General features: G+C 62.3%; 23 protein-coding genes, 1 tRNA gene and 1 other RNA gene. 10 read left to right on the plus strand and 15 right to left on the minus strand.

Translation table 11 applies throughout. The annotated features are described in order from the left end of the window. Positions 1 to 5: 5 nt before the first annotated feature. Complete coding sequence (locus AV929_RS04455; RefSeq protein ID WP_014040696.1) at positions 6 to 632, minus strand: molecular chaperone; 627 nt, start codon at positions 630 to 632, stop codon at positions 6 to 8. Then, positions 629 to 2,764, minus strand: a complete 2,136-nt coding sequence (locus AV929_RS04460) for a hydrogenase iron-sulfur subunit (RefSeq protein WP_064287570.1) — start codon at positions 2,762 to 2,764, stop codon at positions 629 to 631. The genes AV929_RS04455 and AV929_RS04460 overlap by 4 nt, the downstream gene beginning before the upstream one ends. A gap of 233 nt (positions 2,765 to 2,997) precedes the next feature. Between AV929_RS04460 and AV929_RS04465 the strand changes: the two genes are divergently transcribed. From AV929_RS04465 to AV929_RS04480, 4 genes are read left to right on the plus strand one after another with little or no spacing between them, the layout of a single operon-like run. Next, positions 2,998 to 6,399 carry a formate dehydrogenase subunit alpha gene (locus AV929_RS04465; protein ID WP_064287571.1) on the plus strand — a complete coding sequence of 1,134 codons (3,402 nt, stop codon included), beginning with the start codon at positions 2,998 to 3,000 and terminating at the stop codon, positions 6,397 to 6,399. A gap of 11 nt (positions 6,400 to 6,410) precedes the next feature. Beyond that, positions 6,411 to 7,073 carry a 4Fe-4S dicluster domain-containing protein gene (locus tag AV929_RS04470; RefSeq protein WP_023843324.1) on the plus strand — a complete coding sequence of 221 codons (663 nt, stop codon included), beginning with the start codon at positions 6,411 to 6,413 and terminating at the stop codon, positions 7,071 to 7,073. Continuing rightward, entirely contained in the window at positions 7,070 to 7,480 is a 411-nt protein-coding gene (locus tag AV929_RS04475; RefSeq protein WP_064287572.1) for a hypothetical protein, read from the plus strand. The genes AV929_RS04470 and AV929_RS04475 overlap by 4 nt, the downstream gene beginning before the upstream one ends. Beyond that, on the plus strand, positions 7,477 to 8,520 hold the full coding sequence (locus AV929_RS04480) for a cytochrome b/b6 domain-containing protein (RefSeq protein WP_064287573.1): 1,044 nt from the start codon (positions 7,477 to 7,479) through the stop codon (positions 8,518 to 8,520). Before AV929_RS04475 ends, AV929_RS04480 begins: the two co-directional genes overlap by 4 nt. Before the next feature lie 28 nt (positions 8,521 to 8,548). Here AV929_RS04480 and AV929_RS04485 read toward each other — a convergent pair whose 3' ends face one another. Beyond that, on the minus strand, positions 8,549 to 8,947 hold the full coding sequence (locus tag AV929_RS04485; protein WP_008313240.1) for a hypothetical protein: 399 nt from the start codon (positions 8,945 to 8,947) through the stop codon (positions 8,549 to 8,551). Positions 8,948 to 9,036: 89 nt separating this feature from the next. On the opposite strand from AV929_RS04485, the gene AV929_RS22250 reads away from it, so the two are divergent. Further along, positions 9,037 to 9,213: a hypothetical protein gene (locus tag AV929_RS22250; protein WP_008313239.1), complete on the plus strand. Its 177-nt coding sequence runs from the start codon at positions 9,037 to 9,039 to the stop codon at positions 9,211 to 9,213. A 670-nt stretch (positions 9,214 to 9,883) separates the two neighbouring features. Here the strand turns inward: AV929_RS22250 and AV929_RS04490 are convergent. From AV929_RS04490 to AV929_RS04500, 3 genes are all read right to left on the minus strand, one after another. Next, on the minus strand, positions 9,884 to 10,648 hold the full coding sequence (locus AV929_RS04490) for an IclR family transcriptional regulator (RefSeq protein WP_014040702.1): 765 nt from the start codon (positions 10,646 to 10,648) through the stop codon (positions 9,884 to 9,886). 337 nt (positions 10,649 to 10,985) lie between these two features. After that, positions 10,986 to 11,849, minus strand: a complete 864-nt coding sequence (locus tag AV929_RS04495) for a fumarylacetoacetate hydrolase family protein (protein WP_014040703.1) — start codon at positions 11,847 to 11,849, stop codon at positions 10,986 to 10,988. Positions 11,850 to 12,304: 455 nt separating this feature from the next. Beyond that, on the minus strand, positions 12,305 to 12,907 hold the full coding sequence (locus AV929_RS04500; protein ID WP_014040704.1) for a bifunctional 2-polyprenyl-6-hydroxyphenol methylase/3-demethylubiquinol 3-O-methyltransferase UbiG: 603 nt from the start codon (positions 12,905 to 12,907) through the stop codon (positions 12,305 to 12,307). A 100-nt stretch (positions 12,908 to 13,007) separates the two neighbouring features. Here AV929_RS04500 and AV929_RS04505 point away from each other — a divergent pair, with 100 nt between their 5' ends. Then, a complete protein-coding gene (locus tag AV929_RS04505) occupies positions 13,008 to 14,693 on the plus strand; it encodes an acyl-CoA synthetase (RefSeq protein WP_064287593.1) in 1,686 nt (561 codons plus the stop codon). A gap of 401 nt (positions 14,694 to 15,094) precedes the next feature. On the opposite strand, the gene ffs is transcribed toward AV929_RS04505, so the two are convergent. Further along, positions 15,095 to 15,407: signal recognition particle sRNA (gene ffs / locus AV929_RS04510), an RNA gene on the minus strand. Between the two features lie 79 nt (positions 15,408 to 15,486). After that, complete coding sequence (locus tag AV929_RS04515) at positions 15,487 to 15,900, minus strand: hypothetical protein (RefSeq protein ID WP_064287574.1); 414 nt, start codon at positions 15,898 to 15,900, stop codon at positions 15,487 to 15,489. Between the two features lie 79 nt (positions 15,901 to 15,979). Between AV929_RS04515 and AV929_RS04520 the strand changes: the two genes are divergently transcribed. Beyond that, positions 15,980 to 16,255 (plus strand): DUF5798 family protein, encoded by a 276-nt coding sequence (locus tag AV929_RS04520; protein ID WP_014040706.1) that lies wholly within the window; start codon positions 15,980 to 15,982, stop codon positions 16,253 to 16,255. 74 nt (positions 16,256 to 16,329) lie between these two features. After that, positions 16,330 to 16,404 (plus strand) — tRNA-Arg (locus tag AV929_RS04525). A gap of 461 nt (positions 16,405 to 16,865) precedes the next feature. Here the strand turns inward: AV929_RS04525 and AV929_RS04530 are convergent. The 6 genes from AV929_RS04530 to AV929_RS04555 all read right to left on the minus strand — a co-directional run bounded on the left by AV929_RS04530 (position 16,866) and on the right by AV929_RS04555 (position 20,483). After that, the gene (locus AV929_RS04530; RefSeq protein WP_050036724.1) at positions 16,866 to 17,861 is read right to left on the minus strand and encodes a hypothetical protein; all 996 of its coding nucleotides are present in this window, start codon (positions 17,859 to 17,861) and stop codon (positions 16,866 to 16,868) included. Positions 17,862 to 17,950: 89 nt separating this feature from the next. Further along, complete coding sequence (locus AV929_RS04535; protein ID WP_014040709.1) at positions 17,951 to 18,367, minus strand: PIN domain-containing protein; 417 nt, start codon at positions 18,365 to 18,367, stop codon at positions 17,951 to 17,953. 9 nt (positions 18,368 to 18,376) lie between these two features. Beyond that, the gene (locus AV929_RS04540) at positions 18,377 to 18,607 is read right to left on the minus strand and encodes a hypothetical protein (protein ID WP_044951905.1); all 231 of its coding nucleotides are present in this window, start codon (positions 18,605 to 18,607) and stop codon (positions 18,377 to 18,379) included. A 409-nt stretch (positions 18,608 to 19,016) separates the two neighbouring features. Further along, positions 19,017 to 19,895, minus strand: a complete 879-nt coding sequence (locus AV929_RS04545; RefSeq protein ID WP_044951907.1) for a mechanosensitive ion channel family protein — start codon at positions 19,893 to 19,895, stop codon at positions 19,017 to 19,019. Beyond that, positions 19,895 to 20,143 (minus strand): YhbY family RNA-binding protein, encoded by a 249-nt coding sequence (locus AV929_RS04550; RefSeq protein WP_004591849.1) that lies wholly within the window; start codon positions 20,141 to 20,143, stop codon positions 19,895 to 19,897. The genes AV929_RS04545 and AV929_RS04550 overlap by 1 nt, the downstream gene beginning before the upstream one ends. 52 nt (positions 20,144 to 20,195) lie before the next feature. Then, complete coding sequence (locus AV929_RS04555) at positions 20,196 to 20,483, minus strand: ribonuclease P protein component 4 (RefSeq protein ID WP_005538431.1); 288 nt, start codon at positions 20,481 to 20,483, stop codon at positions 20,196 to 20,198. A 509-nt stretch (positions 20,484 to 20,992) separates the two neighbouring features. Here AV929_RS04555 and AV929_RS04560 point away from each other — a divergent pair. Next, on the plus strand, positions 20,993 to 22,042 hold the full coding sequence (locus AV929_RS04560; protein ID WP_064287575.1) for a glycosyltransferase family 4 protein: 1,050 nt from the start codon (positions 20,993 to 20,995) through the stop codon (positions 22,040 to 22,042). A 39-nt stretch (positions 22,043 to 22,081) separates the two neighbouring features. Here AV929_RS04560 and AV929_RS04565 read toward each other — a convergent pair whose 3' ends face one another. Further along, positions 22,082 to 23,404 carry an MFS transporter gene (locus tag AV929_RS04565; protein ID WP_064287576.1) on the minus strand — a complete coding sequence of 441 codons (1,323 nt, stop codon included), beginning with the start codon at positions 23,402 to 23,404 and terminating at the stop codon, positions 22,082 to 22,084. A gap of 120 nt (positions 23,405 to 23,524) precedes the next feature. Here AV929_RS04565 and AV929_RS04570 point away from each other — a divergent pair, with 120 nt between their 5' ends. Further along, positions 23,525 to 24,628 carry a glycosyltransferase gene (locus tag AV929_RS04570; RefSeq protein WP_050036727.1) on the plus strand — a complete coding sequence of 368 codons (1,104 nt, stop codon included), beginning with the start codon at positions 23,525 to 23,527 and terminating at the stop codon, positions 24,626 to 24,628. Positions 24,629 to 24,647 lie beyond the last annotated feature (19 nt).

Here is a 24,647-nt window from a genome sequence, read left to right on the forward strand (position 1 = left end):
CCCTGCTAGCCGATCTGCGCGACGATCTCGTCCTCGAAGCGGACCAGCCCCTCACAGATGAGCGCCGCCGCGAGGAACAGCCCCTCGTCGGCTTCCTCGCGCATCTCGTCGGCGAAGTCGATGACCCACTCGCTGAGGTGTTGCTCGATGAACACCCGCTCGTAGCCGACGGTCTCCTCGTCGCCCTCGCGCTGGCGCTCGATGAGATACCGCAGGAACGCCAGCTCGACGGCGATGAAGTCGTCCTCTTCGGGGTAGTCCTCGGGCGGTGCCCAGCCTGCCGCACCGTAGCTGGCATCGACTTCGGCGAGCCCCTCGCCGATGAACTCCGTGTCCTCGCGGTAGTTCGTCTCGTGGGGCAACACCGGCGGCCGCGGGCCGACGAGCAGGTCCGTGTACTCCCGTTCGAGTTCGTCCTGCACGTCCGAGACCGACCGGTCAGTGTTGTCGTCTATCCACGCCTGCAGCATCTCGAAACCCTCGTCCAGCTGGTCGTTGATGGAGTCCTCCGGCAGTTGAACCTCGCCGCTCAACAGCCGCTCGACGAACGCCTCCTCGGGCACGTCCCAGAACACGTCGATGACGAAGTCCACCAGTTCGAGGCGGGCCTCGTAGACAGCCGCGTCGTTCATCGTTTCTCCCCCTGGTCGAACAGCAGGCGACTCCGACAGTCGCTGCAGTACTCGAAGACGCTGTGGTCGGCGTCGGGGGCCAGCCCCTCGACCCGGTCGCCGACCTCCGCCTCGATCTTGTCGGCGGAGGCGACGCTGGTGAACGGTTTGCCACAGCGAACGCATTCCAGCATATCGCCCTCGTGGACGGTCACCCAGGCCTCGCCGTCGCGGTTCTCGGGGAGCAAGGAGAGGTCGAGCCCGTCATGCATCGTGATCGCCGTCTCCGGACACCCCTCCTCACAGAGGCCGCAGTTCACGCAGTCCGCGTGGTTGAACGCCAGTTCGCCCTCGCCGGTTCGCTTGATCGCGTCAGCCGGACAGAGGTTCGTGCAGGTCGGCGTCAGCGTACACGCGTCGTTGACGTCCATGACGCCGAAGTCCTTCAGCCCGCGGATCACCTCGCGTTCGGGCTCGACGTGGTCGAGAATGGTTCGGACACTCTCTAAGGTCCAGCCGTGGCTGTCGAAGTCGGGATTGGGGCGGGGCTCCTCGCGGTCGGTGTCGCTGCGGCCGGTCGCCTCGTAGTCGCCAGCCGGAATCGGCGTCTCGTCGAGGCCGAACTCGACGAAGCCAGACAGCGATTCGACGAAGGCTTGGGGGTTGCCGGCCTCCGGCGCGAAGAAGCCGACCCGGTCGCCCAGGCCCAGATCGGTCGTCGCCTGATTGAGCCGGTCGACCAGCTCCTGCTTGGGGTCCGGGCCAGAGTGGAGGCAGGAGCCGCCACAGCCGACGATGGCGACGCCGTCCGCGCCGGCCGCCAGCGCGTGCATGACGTGTGCTTCACCGACCGTGTCCGTGCAGTTGACCTGCACCGGGAGAATCGGTGGGTAGTCGAGATCGCCCGATTGGACGGCTTTGCGTCCGTGTGCGCGGAGCCGTTCGGCGGCGTACTCCGAGCAGACGAACGCGATGACCTGCGTGTCGATACCTGCGCTGTCGCCACGCGAGAGTAGTCCCTCGTCCGTGTCGTCTTCCAGCAGCGCCTCGACTTCGCGCGCAAGCCGCCGGTTCGAGGGCTCGCGGAGCTGTGTCGCGCCCGTCGGACAGGAACTCGTACAGGCCCCGCAGTTCTCGCAGGCTGCCTCGTCGAACTCGACTGAATCGATAGTGGGCCGGTCGACCGCGCCGTGGGGACAGGCGTCTACGCAGGCCGTACACCCCTCCTGGCTAGATGCCCCGGCGGCACAGACGTCCATATCGAGGTCGAGGAACTGCGGCTTCTCGATGCCGCCCAGTTGCGATTCCACGGCGGCGATGGTTCCGGCGTCGACGGGACCCGTATAGAAGCCAAGCCGGCCACCGCGGGCGTTGTCCCGGCCGCCGGGGTAGATGACCTGGTCGACTTCGACGGTGTGGGTGACGCCGTCCAGATCGATAGCGTCGGTCGGGCAGATGTTCGTCCATTCGCCGTCGGGCGCGTCGGGGTGAATATCGACAGGGAACTCGATCACCATTCCGTCCGGCCCCTCTCGAACGCAGTCCATGCAGTCGATGCAGTCGTCGGTGACGCGGGCTTCCAGCGTGAGTTCGTACTCGCCGTAGGAGCCATCGATGTCGACGACGCGGCCGCACTCCATCGTCACGTCGCCGAGCCCTTCCACGTCCGCGAAGTCCCGCCCGTCCGCAACGAACGTCACGTCGGCGCCGTCGGTCAGTGACCGCGCTGCTTCCGGATCACCAACGACGGCGACGCGGTTCCCGGCGTCTTTCGACACCGTCCGCGACGGCGCTTCCTCGTGGAGGCCGGCCCGCTTTGCATTGATGAGACGGGCCGTCTTGTCGGTGGCCGCGGCCCCGTCGTGGACCCAGGCGTTGGTTTCCCGGTGGTCGACGAACACCGACGCCTCGGGGTGAAGGCCGTGTTCGTCGGCGAGCCCGCGGATGCGATCCTGACACGACGGTTCCGGTGTCGTCGCGATGACCTGATCGAGATCGTACTCCTCGATGACCTGTGACATCCCGGCCAGGCCGTCCTGACAGAGCAGTTCGGAACTGGCCACGACGTCGACATCGCTGACACCGTCCCGTACCGCTTCGAGGTCGATATCGCACGATCCCCCACAGGAACACACGAAGGCGCCCGTGTTCATTAATCATCCAAAACCCTGTCCCGGTAATAGACCTTGCGGAGTGTTCACACATCTATTCATGAATACAACCCCAAATATTTGGCTGGGTAGAAAATTTCATGAATTATTATGGCTAACTATGACACATTTTATCATGGATGACATCGAATTTGTGGCACGTCTAGAGAGACAATGACAAACCAGATTTCGTGGCAAACACGGACAGCATCGGTAATGGGTGGGCACCATTCACCATGAGTACACAGCAGGAACCAGTCTCACTGGATCTCGACCGGCGCTCGTTTATGAAGGCGAGCGCCCTGGCGGGCGGGGTCGCCCTCGGCGTCAGCGGCGCTGGTCGGGCACTTCAGGAGGACGGCGAGGAAACCGACGGGACAGACACGGACACCGAACTGACCAAGACAATCTGCAACTACTGTTCGGTGGGCTGTGGCTTCCGTGGTGAGCGAGAGGGGAACTCCTTCGTCGGCATGGAGCCATGGCATGAACACCCGATAAATGCCGGGTCGTTGTGTTCGAAAGGGGCCGGCATCTACGAAACCGAACATTCCGAGAAGCGTCTCAAACACCCGATGATACAGGAGGACGGGGAGTGGCGCAAACTCGGCTGGAACGATGCCTACGAGCGCCTGGCGACGGACATCCGGGCGCTGTGGCCCGACTCCGATGTCTCACCGGCGGAAGCCGTCGATGTCGAGGCGGAACACAGCCGCGAGAGTGTGATGCTGCTCGGCAGTGCCCACCACTCCAACGAGGAGGCCTATGCTATCCGAAAGCTGGCGGCGTTCATGGGCACGAACAACATCGACCATCAGGCGCGTATCTGTCACTCCACGACGGTGACGGGGCTGGCAAACACCTGGGGCTATGGCGCGATGACCAACACCGTTCAGGACTACCGCAACTTCGACCTGAACATCATCATCGGCCAGAACCCCGCCGAGGCACACCCCATCGCGATGCAGCACATCCTCGAAGGGCAGAAACGCGGCGGGACCATCCTCAATCTGGACCCGCGGTTCACGAAGACGTCGGCCCATGCCGACGAGTTCATGCGGTTCCGTCCGGGGACCGACGTGGCCCTGATGATGGGCATCATCAAGGAGCTCCGCGACAAGCACGGGCTTGCGACAGACCCCGACGCGGACGAAAGCGGGCAGAACATGCTCACCGACCGCGTCCAGGGCTGGGAAGACGTCGACGCAGAACTCGACCAGTACGACAAGGAGACCGTCGAGGAAATCACCTGGGTGTCCGCCGAGGACATCGAGCGCATCGCCGACATGATAGACGAGGCCCGCCCCCACGTTCAGATTGAGTGGGCGATGGGCGGAACCCAGCACAACAACGGGACCCAGAACATCCGCTCGTACGCGATGGCGAGTCTCGCCTCCGGGAGCGCGGCCCGGAGCGGCGGCGGCCTGCAGGTCATGCGTGGCCACGCGAACGTTCAGGGAGCGACCGACCTCGCGGTCGCGAGCCACATCCTGCCGGGGTATTACGGTCTCTCAGCCGGTGGCTGGTCCTGGTGGGCCGAAATCTGGGACCGCACGCCCGAGACTAGCGGCGACACGTCGTTTGCGGACATGTACAACCGGTTCGAGCTGATGCCGCCGGAGAAGTACGTCCGCCAGAGCCCCAACTACGAGGGTAGCGAGGATGCGAGTAAACTGCCGCCAAACGGCGACCACGGCCCGGACAACCCGGCGGAGAACTCGATGCTGTTCCAGAACGGGCTCACGGTAGCCCGCTGGTTCGAGTCGGCCCTCGATAAGGCAGACCGCTATCAGGAAACGCCAATCTATCAGCCCGACCAGACGAAAATCGCGTTCTTCTGGGGGCACTCGGCGAACTCCATCAGCGAGATGGAGCAGATGAAAGAGGGGATGGAGAACCTCGACCTGCTGGTCGTCATCGACGTGTTCCCCTCGGTCGCGAGCGTCCTCCCGGACTACGAGGACGGACCGCCGGTGTTGCTGTTGCCGGCGTCCAGCCAGTACGAGCACCACCGGTCGCTTACCAACACGAACCGGTCGGTGCAGTGGTCTGAACCGGTCCGCTCGCCGGCGCACAACTCCAAGCCGGACCTCCAGATCATGCAGGAACTGGCCGGCTATCTGGGCTTCGGCGAGCACTTCGACTGGGGCGCGGGCTCGGAGCTGTACAACGGCAAGTCGAGCTACGAGGGCGTCGTCCGGGAGTTCAACCTCGGGACCAACACCATCGGCTACCGGCAGACCCCCGAGCGGCTCCAGCAACACCTAGAGTACGACTGGGCGTTCTCCAACGAGGACCTCAAGGGGGCCGAAGGGACGCCTGTCGCGGGCGAGTACTGGATGCTTCCCTGGCCCTGCTGGGGCGAAGACCATCCGGGCACGCCGATAATCTGGAACGACGACTTAGACCCCAACAACGGGGGGCAAGACTTCCGGACCCGTTGGGGCGTCTCGGCACCGACCCCGGAGGACTGGGACGCGATGCCGACGGACGACGAGTACCCGATGCAGGAGACGCTCGACGCCGTCGGCGACCGATACGACAGCCAGGCGGAAGCGCTGGACCTGACCCGGGCACCGTACAACCCCGAGTGGGCCGACGACGACGACACGGCTGCAGACGGCATGATTCACGGCATCCCGGAGTATCCGGGCTGGAAGGTGACGCCGCCACAGAGCCTCGTGGACCCCGAACAGGAGGTTCAGCCGGACGAACTCACCATTCCCCAGCAGTACGCACTCGACAACCAAGAGTCGGTGTACACCGCCGCGCAAGCGTTGAACAATCCCGACACGGGGAGCGCGGTCTTCGACGAGTACCTCGAAACGATGATCGGGCAGGGGGTCGACCCCGAGTTCTACGAGGAGTACGATTACAACCAGCCCGACGCGCCGACCGGACGCGGCCGGGCGCGTGCCGTCGTCTGGAGCTTCCTCGACAAGGTGCCGGTCCACCGCGAGCCAATCGAGGGGCCGGACACGGAACTGCTGAACGAGTGGCCGGCAAACGGCCAGCAGCGGAACTTCTACCGGCTCGACCAGAACAACCTCGTCGAACAGGAACAGGCCACGGACATCATCCACAATCAGGACGACGGGCCTGATCTGGACATGATCATGACCAGCGGTCGGCAGGTCGAACACCAGGGCGGTGGTGCGGAGACGCGGAACAACATCCACACCGCCGACCTCCAGCCGCATATGTACGCTGAGATAACGCCGAACAAGGCGGCGGAACTCGGCGTCGACGGCGGCGACCTCGTCGTCATCTCCTCGACGGACCGTGGCTCCGTGCTGGTGAAAGCCCGCGTGACGGACCGGCCGAACGATCAGGAAGTGTTCCTGCCGTATCACTGGGGCGGCGTGTTCAAAGGCGAGAGTCTGGAGGACAAGTACCCCGACGGCCACGTTCCCTACGCAATCGGGGACTCAGCCAACGCTATCACGTCCCGCGGCTACGACGTGGAAACCCAGATGCAGGAGACAAAAGTATCGATGGTCGCGGTCAACCCGGCGACGCCGGAGGAACTGGACCGGTACAACATCGACGTGGACCTCGATCTCACGTTCCCGCAAGACGAGAACGACGTCGGGACACAGAAGGACTTCGACGTCCGCGACAACTCGACGGTGCAATGAGGTGAGCTAGTATGTCAACAGGCAACGAAGTGATGCACGACGGCGTGATGAGTACCGGCGAGGACGCGCGCATCTTCCCGGACGTCGAAGCGTGCATCGACTGTGGCGGCTGTGTCGTCTCCTGTAAACGAACGTGGGACGTCCCGCGCGACGAACAGCGAATCAGCATCGCGACGATGCTCGAAGGCCAGGAGGCCGCGTCGGGGCTCAACGCCAGCAGCGGCAAGGCGATGGAACAGGGCGAGTCGCCCGGCGAGACCGCGGTGCCGATGCAGTGTTACCACTGCGAGAACGCGCCGTGTGTCTCGGTGTGTCCGACCGACTCGCTCATTTCGAAGGAGAATGGCTTCGTACGGGTCCGGGACGACCTCTGTATCGGGTGTCAGTACTGCCTCTCGGCGTGTCCCTTCGGCGCACCGCAGTTCCCGAGCGAGGACGAAGGAGTCGCCAACCTCGTCGGCAGCGGTGGCAACATGGACAAGTGTACCATGTGCGAGGAGCGCCAGGACGTCGGCAAGGGGCCGGCCTGCGCCGAGGAGTGTGCCACCGACGCTATCCTGGTCGGGACGCCGGCCCAGATCTCGGACGAACTGGACAACAGGGACAGCGGCACGTTCTTCAACGACGTGGCCATGGACATCATCTTTGGCGAGGACGCCAGTGAGTTCCAATGACTGACAGGGATGACCTTCCGGAGGTGAACGGGTATAGCCGCGTCTCGGTGCTCATCAGCACGGTCGTCGGCCTCGCCGTCGCGGGGCTGGCGCTGTTCTGGGCACAGGGGTTCAGACTCGGCTACGAATCGCTGTACCGGGTCAACCCCAGCGTCGAAGGCGGCGGTATCGGTTCGGACTGGGTGTTCGGCAACACCATCCCCGCGCTCGATTTCCTCATCGCGCTCATCCACGCGGCCGACGTCATCATGGGCGCGTTCATCCTCGTGATGGTGTTCATCCACTGGGCGGCGTTCCAGCGCCTGGCCGGCAAGATGCGCGAGCCGGGCGAGGACGTGGGCGAGGCCGTCGCGGCCGACGGCGGCTCGCCGGCCCGCGGCGACGGACAGGGGGGTGACGGCGCGTGAGCAACCTAGACCACGGGAAGTTCACGCGCGTGACGACCCTGTTCCACTCGCTTCTGGGCCTGGACGTGTTCCTGCTGTTTTTCACCGGCTACGCCATCATGTTCAACGACGAACTGTGGTGGATGCTCACGCTGATGGGCGGGGCCTCCGGCGTGACGGCGATTCACCGCATCACCGGCATCGGGTTGGTCGCGCTCGTCGTCTTCTGGATAACCCTGCAGTTGATATCCTCGACCGGCCGGAGCAACTTCTCGAAGATTCTCCCGGCGAAAGACGACGTCAACGCGTTCATCCAGGACATCCAGTTCGTGCTGGGGCGGGCCGACGAACGCCACCCGAGCGCACGGCAGTTCGCCGGCTACAAGGCCGACGAGGTCCCGCTGCTGTCCTACATCGGGAAAGGCGTCGTCGCCATCTTCTCCATCGAGCTGACCCTGCTCGCCATCTCGGGGCTGCTCATCTGGAGCAAGACCGGACTCGCCGCGATGTTCCAGACGAAGGCGGCCGCGATGGCCTTCGTGACGTTCCACGGCCTGCTGGGCGTCATCATGCTGATGGGGGTCATGTTCCACATCTTCGAACACGGGATGCATCCCGCCTTCTATCCCGTCGAGACGAAGGCGTTCATCCCCCGGAGCATGGTGCCGGAACACCACGGCGACGACGACGAGGAGCCCGACACCACCGGCATCGAACGGCTCTCGCTGTCGCCGTCCTGGCGCACCGTCTCGACCGTCTTCGGGGCGATGACCGTCATCGGCATCGTCTCGGTGCTCATCGGGAGCATCTTCGACGAGGGGTACCCGGTGCCCCGCGAACTCGCCATCGGCGGCGGCCCGTCGAGCATCCTGTTGACCGTCGGTATCAACCTCGGGATGGTCGTGCTCGGCGTCGGGCTCGTGCTCTCGATGTACGGGAACGTCCTGCGCATCCGCTGGGAACGGCAGCTAGAGCAGGAGCGGGAACCGACGACGGCGGCCGACGGGGGCGAGCCCCAGACCGACGGCGGCCAGCCTAAATCAGACGACAACGAGAACTGAACCGACTCGGGGCCGTTTTTCCGTGCAACTACGCGATGAGTGCCTGTCCTTCAGGTGATAGCTCGACGTCGACGTCCTGGCGGGTCTGCTCTTGAATCTGGTTCAGGTTTCGAGTCAGGACCTGGAGGATGTCTTTTGGCTCCGGGTAGACGAGCATGTTGCCGTCGCCGTCCTCCATGACCAGTTGTGTGTCGGAGAGCGCGACCTGGTCGCCCTCAATGCTGGCGACGATGACGTCCAGTGCCTCCGCGCCGCCGGGGTCGCCTTCCGTCACCTTCGTAATATAGAGTGCATCGAGGCCAATGAGATCCTTGTACTCGCGGACCTGTTCGGCGCAGGCGACCATATCCTGTGTCACAGCCGTCTTTTCGGCGTTGCCGTGATCCCCCTCGTGGCAGTGTTTACAGATTCGGAGTTCGAGACGCATGCCCCTGTCTATGTGATTGGCTCTCATTACCGTTGGGGAGGGGGCGCTCAACCAATAGTGTTTACTGTACCGCTGTGAAATGGTATCATATGGCATCAGCGCTCAACGCGGTGTATCTGGCACTGGTCGTAGTCGTCGGCGTCGTCGGAACGCTGTTCGTCGCAAGTATCAGGTCCGCCGACGTGCGGTCCCGGTGGCTCGAACTGTCATCGATCGGGATCGTGGTACTGTTCCTGCTGTCCCTGGGCGTCCAGTTCCTCGCGTAACCGTACCCGATTGCCGGGAGACACTGCCGAAGCGATAGCCATCGTTGTGTCTCTGCCAAGCAAGATCCATCGACGGATGGCTCGAACTCTAGCTCAGTACCGGCAAATATAATCCAATCTACCCAAACTTATGAATATATTTTCCTCTATCTATTTTTCAGGCACTGAATTAGCGCTATATATCGGAGACTCGTATATAAATACAGTATTTGGGTGTACTCCCTCGAAAGTCGGTGGGTTTAGCTACTACTTAGAACGTATCCAGTGATAGGAAACCGATAGTCGATATCCCTCGTTTAGAGTAACAGTAGTACATCCATTATTGAGATAGGGGCCGCGTCAGGGGCGTGGTACTATCTAGTACCACACGGTGTAAGATAGCGTTGGAACGTCGTTCACTCATGATGAATGATACGTATGATAGCTGTTTATCAAACAAAACCAAGAACCGGTATCTATGAGATGAAAGCCGGAACTCGTGTCTACTCGTTCGCGTCGCGGGACCGAAACACATGCTCGAAACGCCTTCCAGACATACTTCCAGTACTCTCCTGACTAGTCTGTGCTGTTCTGCAATCACTGGCCGAGGACGGTGCTATTGTCGAAATACGCTGTCTAATTACCGCTGTCACAATACTGTACTACCGTTCACCATTTCTGAACACTGCTGTTACGAATAGGTAACGTTCAGCTCGATGACGTTGGCGACTTCCAGTACCTTCTGTGGGAGTTCCTCGCGGAACCGATCGCCACGGAACCGATTTGTCGGTCCCGAAACGCTAATCGCACCGATGATTTCGTTATCGTGGTTGAGCACTGGGGCAGCGACACAGCGGAGCCCTTCGAGACGCTCTTCGTCGTCGAAAGCGACGCCGCGGTCCCGGACGTCCGCTAGCTCTTGCTCCAGTTCCGCTCTACTACTGATCGACTTGCTGGCCTCCCCGCCGAGTCCGTGGCGGTCGACGATTGCATCAACCCGTTCGGTCGACATATGTGCGAGGATCGCTTTTCCCAGCGCTGTCGTATGAAGCGGAACGCGTGTTCCGACGTGGGCCTTGACCTGGACAGCTTTGTCTCCCCGAGCACGGTACAGGTACGACCCGCGGCCGTGTTCTTCGACGAGAATATTCGCGAGTTCGCCGGTTTCTGCGGCCAACCGATCGACCTCTGGCTTCGCGATCCCGAACAGTTTCTCCCGGTGGCGGGCGTAGGCCCCCAGCTCCAGAAACCGGAGCCCTACCTCGTACACACCGTCCCTGTTGACAACGTACTCCTCCTGTTCCAGCGTACTCAGATAGTTGTGAACCGTGCTCTTCGGGACGTCGAGGTGCTGGGCCAGTTCGGTGACACCGGCCCCGTCGAGGTCTTTCAGTGCGTCAAGCACCTCGAACGTCGTCTCGGCGGATTTGACTGGGTTTTGAGCGGTCTTTGCCATACCCGGTCATGGTACGCCCTCGTATTAAACAGTTGTTCAAACATCTGGGACAGAGCGGTGGCTCCGATGGCACACCAGTTTCTGTCACGACATATCGGTGGCATATCACCGCACACAGGCACGTACGTTCCGGCCGATTGTCGTAAGTAGAGATACCCATAGAGCGTGTAGTCAACCGAAGGGTGACAAAACTCTGTCGGGACAAATCCTCACAGCAGACCGACACACAGGCACGCACTCGGAACCAGTCGAGGGCCGAGTGGGGTATCACGCTGTGAAACCCCATGCGAAGGGGTTCCCAGAGAGACCGCGGCCCCGTTCCCGGTTCACTAGCCGCTTAGACGACCGTGGCGGGATTTTTCAGCGTTCCGATGGACTCGATGTCGATGGTGACTTCGTCCCCTTCCTGCAGCGTAAAGTCGTCGTCGGGAACGAGCGAGGTCCCGGTAAGTAGCACCGATAGTTCGGGGACCGCGTTGTGTGCGGTGTAGTACGAGACGAGTTCCTCGCAGGTGCGTTTCATCTCGCTGGTGTTGGTCTCCCCGTGGTAGACACGCTCACCGTCGCGGTGGATCGACATCGAGAGCGCCAGCGAGTGCGGGTCTTCGATGTCCGTGACGACGGCCGGGCCGACCGAACAACAACGGTCGTACACCTTGGCCTGAGGGAGGTACAGCGGGTTCTCCCCCTCGATAGACCGACTGCTCATGTCGTTGCCGATGGTGTAGCCGACGATTTCTCCCTCGTAGAGAACAATCGCAAGCTCGGGCTCGGGCACGTCCCAGTCCGAGTCGGCCCGGATACCGACTGCTTCGTTGGGGCCGACAGTCCGATTGGGCGTCGACTTGAAGAAGATCTCCGGTCGCTCCGCGTCGTGCACGTACAGATACATCTCCGGCGTGTCGCTTTCTTCTGTCCGCGCTTCTTCGCTGATCTGGTACGTAACGCCGGCGGCCCAGACTTCGTCGGCAGTGACGGGGTCGGTAGCATCGGCTTCGAGTCGCTGCTCGGACACCGCTTCAGCGGTATCGAGATGGCGGGCACTGAGTTCATCCGGTGCAGTCTCCGCAATCGAGGCCGACTTGAGGAGGTCACGGAACGTGCGGAGTTGCGGTTTGACGCTGGTCAAATCGTACACACCGTCCCCAGTTTCGACCGCTAACCGCTGTGAGTTCCCGTCGCGTAGCTGGTAGTACCTCATACAGAGTAGCAAACTGCAACAATACATCAATCTTGCGCTGCCAACGGCGTACTTCCTGCCTGTCGCAAGGGGACACAGACACTAGTTGTGGAGAGCATCAGCTATCCGGCGGTAGACACACAGTCGGTACAAACGGCACTTTCCACAGAGGCACACAAGGGAAACTCGCTTCCGTCGGTCAGTAATCCATTTCCCTTCAGGCGAACCGCCGTTCAGTAATACGGAACATCATGGATGACAGACGTACATACGTTATTCTGGTGTCCCAGTGAGTCTGTCGTGAGAAATGGACTTCTATCGAGCCACAGATCACGTCCGAAGTTGGACTTGAGTTCCCTAAGTACCACGTAAACTTCTAACCGCACTCATTTTTCTTACCAAATAGCACATATATGGATAGATCTTATTAATATCTAGCACCGTATTACTTAATATAGAGCTATCTGTGCAAACTCTCACTTAGGTGGCCGAAATATGCGGACAGTATCCCGCTTCCCATCCATCGAATCTACTTCAGTAAGTCCACAGTCTGTGAACACCGCGTTCCAGTCCCGATAGTACAGCGGGACGTTGTCGTCGACGTAGTTTACCTCACCCGGGTCGCCGCCCTCGTTCTCGACGGTGATCAGCAGGTCATCGACGATACGCGCCAACTCCCCGAACGCCCAGTCCACGTCCGGGTGGAGGTGCTGTAGCGTCTCGACGGAGAAGACGACGTCGTACGCGTCGTCCGCGACATCCGTGACGAACTCCTCGATAGCCATCGCGTGGAACGAGCCGGTGGCCGCAAGGTCGGGATACGTCTCGGCGAGGACATCTAACGCGTCGGCGTTGATGTCGACCCCGGTCAGATCCGAGTAGCCAGCGTCAGACAGTGCAGCGAGATGTCGCCCGGAGCTACACCCGACCTCCAGAATAGCCGCGTCCTGCTCGACGTGCTCCGCAAGTATCGACTGCACTAGCTCACTCGTCTCGTCCGCTCCATAGTAGGCATAATACGCGGGGGAGTATTCGCCGGACCGGTCGGCCCACTCCTCGCGGATGTCGGTAGAGTCCACGGTCAAGTCGGGAGGGGAAGACGGAAAGTTCTGCCGGCTCGGTCGCAGCGGCGGTGGTTCGACCGAAAGACGCAACAGCCACCCAGCCGACCGGTATGCCATGGTCTGGACAGTGATGCCGGACTTCGAGGGGTACGACGAGGCCCGCGATCAGTTCAGCTGGGACCTCCCGGCGTCGTACAATCCGGCGGTCGATTTTCTGCAAAAACACGACGACCCCGACAGGGTGGCGCTCGAACAGGCATACCCCGACGGGCGGCGCGAGCAGTACACGTTCCGCGAACTGGACGAGCTATCGGACAGGCTCGCCGCGGGGCTGGCCGGGCTCGGTGTCGAGGCCGGCGACCGGGTCGGCGTCGTCGTACCACAGAAGCCACAGAACCCGATCACACACTTGGCGAACTGGAAGCTCGGAGCCGTCTCGGTTCCGCTGACGGTCCTGTTCGGGACGGACGCACTCCGGTATCGGCTGGACGACGCCGGCGCGACCGCCGCTGTTATCGACCCGGCCGTGCGCGACGATATCGATGCAGTCCGAGACGACTGTCCGGCGCTGGAACACGTCGTCGAGATCGAAACCGACGCACCAGCCGGCGATGTCCACGCCTTCGAGGACGTGCTCGCCACGCCGGAACACACCGATATCGAACCCTACGAGTCCACACCGGACACCGATACGGCGATACTGTACACGAGCGGGTCGACGGGGCCGCCGAAAGGCGTCCGGCACTCACACGCGCTCTGGCTCGGGCGAGCCGCGGCCGCGTACAACTTCTTCGATCACGGGCTGGGACCGGACGCGACGGTCTGGACGCCCGCGGATTGGGCCTGGGGCGCGGCGCTTGGGGGGACGCTCTTCGCGACGTGGCACCACGGCGGGACTATCGTCGGCTACCCCGCTTCGGGGTTCGATGCCGAGGGAGCGTTCAGCCTGCTTTCTGAGTTCGGCGTTACCCGGTCGTTCATGCCGGCCACCGCCCTCCGAATGCTGATGGACGTCGAGAACCCGACGGCGGCGTACGATCTCGCAATCAAGACGTTCGCCGTCGGTGGCGAGTCACTGACCCCGGAAATCGTCGACTGGGTGGCTGAGACGTTCGACTCTGTCACGATTAACGAGTTCTACGGCCAGACGGAGCTGAACCTCGTCGTCGCCAACAACTCGAACTGGTTCGACACTCAGCCCGGCAGCATGGGTAAGCCGTTACCGGGGTATGACCTGACAATTCTGGATCCCGAAGCCGCCGACAGCGGCGTTGCCGACCCCCTCCCAAGCGGCGAACTCGGTGAGATAGCGGTGCGACCCCACGACCGCTCGGTGTTCTTCGACGAGTACTGGAACATGCCAGACAAAACCGCAGCCAAGGAGGTCGAGGGCTGGTTCGTCACCGGCGACCTGGCTCGACGGGACGACGACGGCTACGTCTGGTTCAAATCGCGCAAGGACGACGTCATCATCACCAGCGGCTACCGCGTCGGACCGATGGAAGTCGAGAGTGCAATCCTTGAGCACCCCGACGTGGTCCAGGCGGGCGTCATCGGTGTGCCCGACGACACGCGTGGAGAGATCATCAAGGCCTACGTTGAGACAGCCGAGGACGCACCGGCCCGCGAACGGCTTCGGTCGGAAATCCAGTCCGCCGTCAGAGCGCACCTCGCCGAGTACGAGTACCCCCGCGAGATCGAGTTCGCCGATGCGTTGCCCCAGACGACCAGCGGGAAGATCCGGCGGAAGGAATTGCAGGAGTGGGACGCCGACGACAGCGCTGCCGGCGGGCCACCGTAGTCCCCAGTGTAACTCTCGGTAGTCATAGAGCGTCCGAAATCAGTTGTGTATCGCGGATACTGTCGGCAGCGAGGGGTACGTTGGATCTCGATATGCAAATTTCTGGTTCGAAAAGACGATAATCGATAGAAGATTGTAATTATAGTCCTATCAGCTGTTTTGATATTCATATCCTAGATATGCAGAGCTAAATCTGAAGGTCAGATCTAAGACACCCCTTCATTGGTGCCCCTCTGTAGTGTGTTGGTCAACCATAAGCCGGGAGCGTGGTCCAGCGGATGGTGGACCTCAGTCGTCAACCTCCGTTGACCGGCACCCGAGCGACGTGCAGATTGCGTCGATAGCTTTCGGAAAACGACTACAATACGGCTGCTCGGGGAAATTAAACGCAGGTATGAATGGAACGGACAGCCAGGATGGCCCGGCGTTCGGACGCGGGTAATCCCGTTTGCCTCCTCCACCCCGCGACCCCACGAGCGACGGGTGTTCGATGGTCCGCTGCTCACTTCCGTGCCTGGCGGAGTGCCATCGTTTAACCACATGGGCGCACCCCTGCAGGTGCGACCACGCGGACCGCCGTCCCCGTGGGACGAGGCTTCCACGTTAGCTTACGGGGTCCACGTCCGTCAGACCGGACGCCCCCGGTGTTCGGTCCCCGCTCAAGACCACAGTGCGGGCGAGGAGGGGGGCCTAGCCCCCCGACCTAGTCCACCTGAAACTCCGCCGCCGCCCCATAAGGGCCTTTCGGATGCGCCCACAGACCGCTGGACGACGCGCCGGTGGGCAGACCGGCCTACAGCAGGTCCAGCGCCCGGGCAAACCATGTCCCACCGAGCGGGATGAGCACACCTGCGAGGACGACACCCCAGCGGTGGTACTCCATCAGTGTCGACTCAGTCAGTCCCAGCACGAGGCTTTCGGGAACGGTGACTGCCCAGAGGGCGCTGAGGGCGACGATGAACACGCCCATGCCGATGCTGGCCCCCGCCGCAACGCTCGGGTCCGACCGACCCTCGCGGCCGGCCGCCAGCACGATGATGCAGACGAGCGCGAATACGCCCGGTAGCAGCGGGGATAGCGCCCCTGAACTGTAGTACGCCCCCACGGCACTGGTCGTCTCGACGAGGCCATACGGGACCGCGAGTGCAAGGAGATATAGAACGCAACCGACGATGCCGACAGCCGGAGCGAGCCGTAAGTCGTCCATACCGTTGCTCGGTCCGGCGGCGTCATAACAGCGACGTTCGAGCGAAACGAGGAAATGTCGCCTCTCCGTAGCCGTGACCATGGGACTGGGCTCCACCGCGAAAAAGATACAGAAGGTCGCCGACATCGCCGAGGACCTCTACAAGAAGGTCAACGAGCTGAAGACGCAGCTGGAGGACCTGCGCAGCACCGTCGACGAGACGAACACCCGCGTCGACGGGATGGAGCGGGAACTGGCCGAACAGCGCGCACTCATCGAGGCACTCGCCGAAGAACGGGGCGTTGACACGGAGGCTGTCGTGGCCGAGGTCGCTGCTGACACCGACTCCGACACTGCTGAAGCGGTTTCGGAGTAATCCCATGACTGCGGTCCCATCACGCGGCGGAACCGGTTGGTTTAAACCATAACGTCATCATACCATTGTACGTAGGGCGCTTAGCTCAGCTTGGACAGAGTGCTTGGCTTCGGACCAAACCGTCGGGGGTTCAAATCCCTCAGCGCCCGTGTTCTGCCGCGAGCAAATTCGCGAGCGGCTGCCACGGTAAACTGAGGGATTTGAACCACGCGAGACGCACACAGTGGGTCTCGCAATCGGGTTCAAATCCCTCAGCGCCCGTATCGCTTAATTCATCCGAATTTTCCGCGTACAGGGGTTTAAGCCCCAAATATGATTTTATTACCTCGATTCCTTTCGTTCGACAATCGAACGGTTCTGAGTTGGAGCGGTGTCGTCTGGTGATTCGCGTACTTCTACACGGACCTCACGGGGAAATCAACCGCCAATTACGACGCTACCACCGCTTGTGTCGGGTAACTTACGGCGCTCAAGAACCTTCCTAAACTTCGTCAAGTAGTTCGGGCTGAATACAGAGAGTGTAGTCAGCACAGCGGCCTCATTTGCTCCAGATACGTTACGTTTTGTAAGCTGCTCAGTAGGCGTGTCACGACGAATCAGCTGGACCACACTACGTGGAGTCGCCCGCCCTTGTCGTCACCTGGTAACGTTCTCCCTGGAACTCGTAGATGCGGGAATCGTCAAGTCCGAAGGGCGGGATGGAGCTGGTGAACTCTTCTATCCGGACTCGGGCGGCGTCGTATTCCCGGCTCAGTGCGATGGCATCGCGCAACTGATCGTCGCGTACAACCTGCTCAATGATGATTTGCTCTGCATGGGGCTCGGAGTCGTCGATTCGTTCGAGCATATACGCATCGTGTTCATCGTTGTCGTTGTCAGCCTCACCCCGGGTTGACCGTGCAACCAGCGTCTCGCCGTCCCATTCCGTCTCGGCGATGGCGGCTGTTGTGGTCAACTGCAGTGGATCGGCCTGCAAATCGAAGCTTGCCGCGAGCGCAATTGGCTCCTCGTAGGAACCTGCTTCGAACCACCCATCGGTTGCAAACGCGTAGTGCCCGCCGCCGAGCCCATCGGCTGAGAGTGATTCCGTCCCTTGGACCCTGTCGATGGCAGCGCCATCGTTGACGCTACCAGTCGTAACGGTTAGCGTCCAGGTGTGGTCCTCGCCGGCCGCCATTATTGCCAGTGGTTGTGGCGTAGACCGAGGCATGATATAGTACCAGCCGCCATCGACTCGTTTGTACAGTTGCCAGTTGTAGAAGTTCGCCTCGAACCGCTGTGCACTCCGGTTTCTGAGCGTGAAATCGGTTGGTTGATCCAGTTGGACGGTCTGGGTTTCTGGAACGAGGACCACTGGCATCGCCTCAGGATCGACCGCCTCATAGCAGACGACTTGGGCGGCGTCATCGAACGGTGGGCACGCCTCCGAGGCAGTGTCACCGGGGAACTCCGGCACCGCTTGGGTCGGTTCGGTTGGGGAGTTGCCATCGGCGGTTGTCGTCGATGTCGCGTTTGATTCGTCTGGGGCGGCCGTACAGCCGGCAAGCAGTGTGGCAAAACCTGTAGAGAGGCCAGATAGAATCTGTCTTCGAGAGGGCTTGGGCATGTTAGTTCGCTCCCGATGCGATTCGTATATGTTTTCTGTCCGGTCAGAAGGATCTCCACTGCGCGCCGCTGAGAGCCTTATTCAGGCGTTTAGCGGGTGTCAAACGAGTTAATCACGTCGATCGTCGAGTAAGTCTCGGCCAGATCCTGGTCGTCAAAGTCGGAATCATCGCTCCAGATAGCTGCATCGTTGGCAATCGCACACGCCAGATAGAGAACATCGTCCGGGTCGGTGTCACCGATTGCTTCCTTTGCCCGTTCGATAGCTTGGTAGAAGTCGTCAGCAGGAACAACGTCGATGTACTGGAACAGGAGGTCGATGAATTGTGTCACTCGGTCCTGCTCCATCCCAGATTTCTTCACGATTAGCTCCTCGTAGTTCTCGATTTCTTCGTAGACGAAGGCGGGTGTCAGGAGGTCGGGTTCGAGCGTGACGATGAGCTCACGCGTTTTCGAATCAGCGATGAGTGCAGATATGACAACGTTGGCGTCGATGACCAGCTTCATTCGTCGTGTCTATGCCGATTCCTCGTCAACGCGCTTACGTCCGCTATCGTTTATTTTGTCGGCGATTTCCTGTACGTCGCTCTCGGTGAGATTACTCTCACTGGTGAGTTCGTCCATCACTTCGAGCGCCTCGATTTTTTCTTCGATGGCCTGTCGCGTGATCTCGCTCCAGTTGATCTCCGGGTGGCTCTCCATTCGCTCCTTGAGGTCGTTGTCCACATTGACGGTGATACTAGGCATACAGAAACCTATGGATTCACAGATTACTGTATTTTTTGGTGTATCTAAGAGCGCTCGAAGTCGGTTGCCTCACGCCTATCAAGGGGATTCGCTCGCCCCACGAACGAGCGCCCTCAGCGCCCGTGATTTCTGTGCGAACGACAGTGAGCGGTGAGGAGCGTCGGCTGCGGGATTTGAACCACGCGAGACGAGCGAGAGCGAGTCTCGCAGTCGGGTGAAAATCCCGCAGCGCCCATCGCAGATCTTCTCCACCCAAACCGTCCGACAGCGGCGGCTTAGTTCTGCCAGTAAACGGAATGGACTTACTGTCCCGAGGTGACGGAGGCCGCGACCGAAGCACGAGTATGGCGATACCGACACGGTAGCCAGATACCCCGGCATTTACAGCCAAAATACGCTACTGTGCGGTTCAGTCGTCGGCCGGCTCCACGACGCCGTCGAGTCCGGTCATCTCCAGCCCGCCACCGATGGTCCGGTTCGGGTACGGCATATTGATGTCCTCGGCATCGAAGCGTTGCTTGACTGCCTTGACGTATTCGGCGCGCGTCTTGACGAAGTCGGACCGACTCGGGTTCTTGATCCAGATACGGGACTGCAGTCCGACGGAGGAGTCACCGAGTTCAACGAGGCGAACCGATGGCTCGGGGTCGTCCATAATCTCCGGGTGTGCCCTAGCCTCGTCGAGAATGATTTCAGTCGCCTCGTCGATGTCGTCGTCGTAGTCGATACCGAACACGAACTTCAGTCGGAGTTGCTCCTTGGCGACGGGGTTCTTGATGACGCCGTCGGTCAGATTCGAGTTCGGCACGGTCAGCAGCTCGTTGTCGAAGGTCCGGACGCGGGTAACACGGAGACTAATGTCCTCGACGACGCCGGAGTTGCCGTCCCACTCGATCCAGTCGCCGATCCGGAACGGCTTGTCGGTGTAGATGAACACGCCGGCGACGAAGTTCTGGATGACGTCCTGCATCGCGAAGCCGATGGCAAGCGTCGCCGCGGCGGCGATGGTTGCCAGCGACTGCAGGAAGTTCCCGTACTCGGCCATCCCGAAGGCGACGGAGATGGCGACGAACACGACACCGATGCTGACGACCTTCTTCAGCGGCCGCCGTGCGTGGGTATCGAGGTCCCGTGACTTGAGCGAGCGGTCGACGATGGGGAGCACTATCGCCTTCCCCAATGCGTAGACGAGGACGAAGGCGACGACGAAGACCACTGCCGAGGCGATGGACCCGGCCGCCGGTACGCCGAAGCCATTGAGTAGGTCGGTGAGCGGTTGGACCTGCATCATTTCTCGAACACCGCGGTGTGGCCCCGCACTTGAATCACATCAGCGTTGACCATCTCGGCCAGGTCGTCAGCGAGTTCCTCGGCCGTCGTGCCGCCCCGGGACGACCGGAGGAACTTGACCTTCACGAGGTCCGTGTTTTCCAGTTGGTCGTCGAGTTCGTCCGCTACGGATTCGATGCCGTGTTTGCCGACGCGGAGCGTCGCGTCGAGGTCGTGTATCCGCGACTGTCGAGAAGAGTCACTCATGTACACCGTTTAGCGAAGACAGCCCCTTAAAACCAGCAGTCGTAAAGAATCCTCAGTCGTACGGATAGCGGGACTGTGACCCACAGTCACACGTAATGACGACGTGGCCGGACTGGGTCCGGGATCGGGCGTTGTGTCCGTGCAGCAGGTACGTGTCGCAGGCGTCACACGTCGACCGCTCGAACGACCGCGGCAGGCGCAGCCGGTGGCGTTCGGCGACCCGGCGAGCCCGGCGGACGTACGACCGGGCGCGCTCCTCGTTGCCGGCCTGGACGGCCTCGCGAGCGAGCGACTGGAGGCGCTCGATCCGCTCGCGGGCGATGGTCGCCTCGTCCGTCATTGGCGGTACTGGGTCGGCGGCGGGAAAATGCCTTCCGAACGAGCTAGCAATGGTCGCCGTACGATTTGGTAGCTTTGTGAACAGCCGGAAAGCCCCGAGACGCTGGGCTACTGCGACTCTCACGGCTCGCTTCGCTCGCCGTTCGAGTGGTCGCGGCGCGGAGCGCCGCGCACTCGCTGCGCGCTTCTTCGCTCCCTACCGTCGCTCATGCAGTGCTTGCTTCGTCTCGAACGCCCAGCGTCTCGCCCCTTTCAGTCCCACCTGTGACTGTTCGACCAGCCGACACGGGTGGGACTGAAAGGGGCCCCGCTATCGACGAACCCCGGTGAAGCAAGCACTGGACTGAGTGAACGGAGTGAGCGAGGGAAGCGCACAGCGAGCCGCGGGAGTCGATAGCGCGGGGGCTTTCTGGCTGTTCTGAACGTTTGTTTGGTAAGTAAACGCTTCTAATCACACCCTCCACAAGTGAAGTCGATAGGATTTTCGGCCCCGACAGAGTTGCCCGAGACGTGCGCGTCCTGAACTATCTCGAACTGGCCGACCGCCTCGACCGGTCGGGCATCGGCACCGCCGTGGACCACCAGCGGGCGGCGCTGTCCGAGACCGACATCGAGGTGGAGACGACGCCCTGGCAGGAGGGCCATCCGGCGTGGGCACTGGGTGGCAATATCGCCTTCAACGACCCGGTGTTCCGCGAGTTCGACATCGCCCACTGCAACATGATCGGACCCGGCTCCGTCGCCGTGGCGCAGCACGCGGCGCAGGCGGACATCCCGCTCGTCCTGCACGCTCACGTCACCCGCGAGGACTTCCGGGACAGTTTCCGCGGGTCGAACCTGGTCGCGCCGGCGCTGGGTCGCTATTTGAAGTGGTTCTACTCCCAGGCTGACCTCGTGCTCTGCCCCTCCGAATACACGAAGAACATACTCGAATCCTATCCCGTCGACGCGCCCATACAGCCGATGTCGAACGGCGTCGACATCGACGCGCTGGCGGGCTATGAGGACCTGCGCGAGGACTACCGGCGGCGCTACGACCTCGACGGGATGGTCGTCTTCGCCGTCGGCAACGTCTTCGAGCGCAAGGGGCTGACGACGTTCTGTGAACTCGCCCAAGAGACGAAGCACGACTTCGCGTGGTTCGGCCCCTACGACGCCGGGCCACAGGCCTCCAGGACCGTCTCGCGGTGGGTGAACGACCCGCCCGAGAACGTGACCTTCACCGGATGGATCGAGGACATCCGCGGCGCGTTCGGGGCCGGTGACGTGTACCTGTTCCCGACGAAGGCCGAGAACCAGGGCATCGCCGTGCTAGAGGCGATGGCCTGCGGGAAGGCGGTCGTCCTCTCGGACATTCCGGTGTTCCGGGAGTACTACGAGGACGGCCATGACTGCCTCATCTGCGAAGACGAGGCGGAGTTCCGCGAGGCGCTAGAGCGTCTCGCCGAGAACCCCGACCTGCGGGATCGACTGGGCGAGAACGCCAAAGAGACGGCCAGAGAGCACAGCCTGGAACGGGTCGGCCGGCGGCTGGTCGAGACGTACGAAGAACTGGCCTGAGCGGATCGAGGCAGATGGCTCGAGCGGTCGAAGCGATTGTTATGCCGATAGCGGTTCGCTGTTGACAGACACCGACGGCGAGCGCCGCCAGACGACCGCGACCAGCACCGCGCCGACCAGCACCAGCGCGCCAGCGACGGCGAACGCGAGCAGGAAGTCGTAGCCGCCGAGCCAGCCGCCCAGTAGCGACCCGACGCCGCTCGCCAGCCCGGAGACGGCGGTGTAGATGCCGAGCGCCTCGCCGCGGATGGCCGACGGCGCGAGCTGGGTGACGACGCTGGCCGCGGTGACGGCGATGACGGCCCAGGCGACGCCGATGAGGACGAACACGACGCCGTTGATGATCGTGCCCAGGAGCGTCGCCGACAGCAGGAGCCCCACGACGGCGACAGCCGGATGAAGCGCGGCGCGGGCCAGCAGGCCCCCGACCTGGAGCCCGCTCGGGCTGTAGCGTTCGGCGAGTGCGCCAGCGCGGTCGTACCACAGCGCCGAGCCGACGCTGGAGACGAGATACAGCGCGAAGACGAGTCCCGACTCGTAGCCGAGCGTCCGCGAGAGATACAGCGGCAACGGCCCCCAGAACACGCCGAAACCGACGAAGAAGGCGATGACGGCCCCGAAGTAGATGGTCAGCGACGGGGAGAACCGGGCCGCGACTTCTCGGGGGTGTATCGACCGCGTGAGCCAGTACAGCCGCCCCTGACTGACCGGGAACGTCGCGCTCCGGACCGGGAGCCGGCGCGACCGGGCGATGGCCCGCGCCATCCGACTGGCCCGCGGCCGGTCGAGTTCGTCGGGGTCGGACGGCAGCCACTTCGCCCCGAAGAACACCGACAGGCCGACCGCGGCCGCACACAGCCACAGCAGCGACTGCTGTGCGGGGATCTCTCCGAGTGGTCCGGAGAGCAGCGCCGTCCACACGAGACCGAGGACTAACCCGCCGGCCCAGCCCCAGCCCTGGTAGCGGTTCAGGACGGCGAACCGGGCCGGCCAGTCCCGCTCGACGGTTCCGGTGGTGACAAGCAGCGTCAGCACCGGCGCGGCAGCGCCAGCCGCGAACCACAGCAGGCCGTTGCCGACGATGACCAGCCACGGCTGTTCGGTGAGCGAGACGAGCAACAACGCGGAAGTCGCCAGCCCCAGTGCGAGGAGGACGAGCGACCGGCGCTTCCCCGTTTTGTCGGCGATGCGTCCGAAGATGAGTGCCCCCGGCGCGCCCGCGGCGGCGGCCACCCCGGCGAGGACGCCCAGCATGAACGTCTCGCCGCCGATGGCGACGAAATACAGTGGAACGAGCAACGAGCCCGCGCCAAACGCGACCGATGCGATTGCCCAGGCGTACAGCCAGCCGTCCCGATCCATTACCTCAACTGTGCCACGGTCCCCCAAAAGAACTCTGGCACCCGCCAGCGAGTGACAACTGTCTGACTGATGGCGTGCCAATGGCAACGGTTTAAGGCCTGGTCCTGCTACGCCGCGGCGATGACACTGCCGCACGTCGCGACGTTCACCGACACGTACCTGCCGACCGTCAATGGGGTGACCTACACGGTCCAGACGTGGCGGGACCGCTGGCGCGACCGCGGCGGTCGCATGGGCGTGGTCTACCCGAAAAGCAATCACGACCCATCAGAGAACGAGTATCCGGTCCGGAGCCTTCCGTTCCCCTTCTACGAGGGGTTTCGCCTGGGGATGCCACAGATACCGAAGGGTGTCCGGGACGCCGAACTGGTCCACGCCCACACTCCGTTCAGCCTCGGGATGGCGGGCCAGCGACTCGCCGGCAAACTCGATGTCCCCTTCGTCGCGTCGTATCACACGCCGACGAGCGAGTACGCCGAGTACGTCTCTTTCAACGGCGCTGTCGAGTCGGCGGTCCGCTCCAGCGCCGAGAGCTACGAACGCTGGTTCCTGGGCCGTGCCGACACCGTGATCGCGCCAAGCGAGCGCGCGGCGACTCACCTCCGGGAGGCTATCGGCCTCGATACGACAGTGACCGTCGTTCCGAACGGCGTCGACACGACCGTGTTCGAACCGGTCGACACGGCCGACTTCCGGGACCGCTACGACCTCCCCGATAGCCCTATCGTCGGCTACACCGGCCGCCACGGCTACGAAAAGTGCCTTGAGGACATCATCACCGCCTGCGAGGGGCTGGACGTGACTGTCGTGTTCGCCGGTGACGGCCCGGCCCGTGAATCGCTCGAAGCGACGGCCGAGCACAGCGACGTCGACGTGCGGTTTCTCGGATTTCTTGACCGTGCAGAACTGCCCGAACTGTACTCGACACTCGACGTGTTCGCGTTCCCCAGCCCCGTCGAGACGCAGGGTCTGGTCGCGTTGGAGGCAAACTGCTGTGGGACGCCCGTCGCCGGTGTCGACGCTGGCGCACTCAGCGACACTATCGAGGACGGCGAAACCGGCTACTCCTACGACGAAGGCGACATCGACGGCTTCCGTCGGGCTATCGAGCGCGTCCTCAACGAACGCGAACACCTTCGGGAGCGCTGTCTCGCCCGGCGGGACGTGATCAGCGTCGAGCACGCTATCGACAAACTAGCCGACGTGTACGACAGCGTGCTGTAGCTGTCGCCGGCACAGCGTC

The sequence above is a fragment of the Haloarcula sp. K1 genome (assembly GCF_001647155.1).
In the GTDB taxonomy this organism is placed as follows: domain Archaea; phylum Halobacteriota; class Halobacteria; order Halobacteriales; family Haloarculaceae; genus Haloarcula; species Haloarcula hispanica.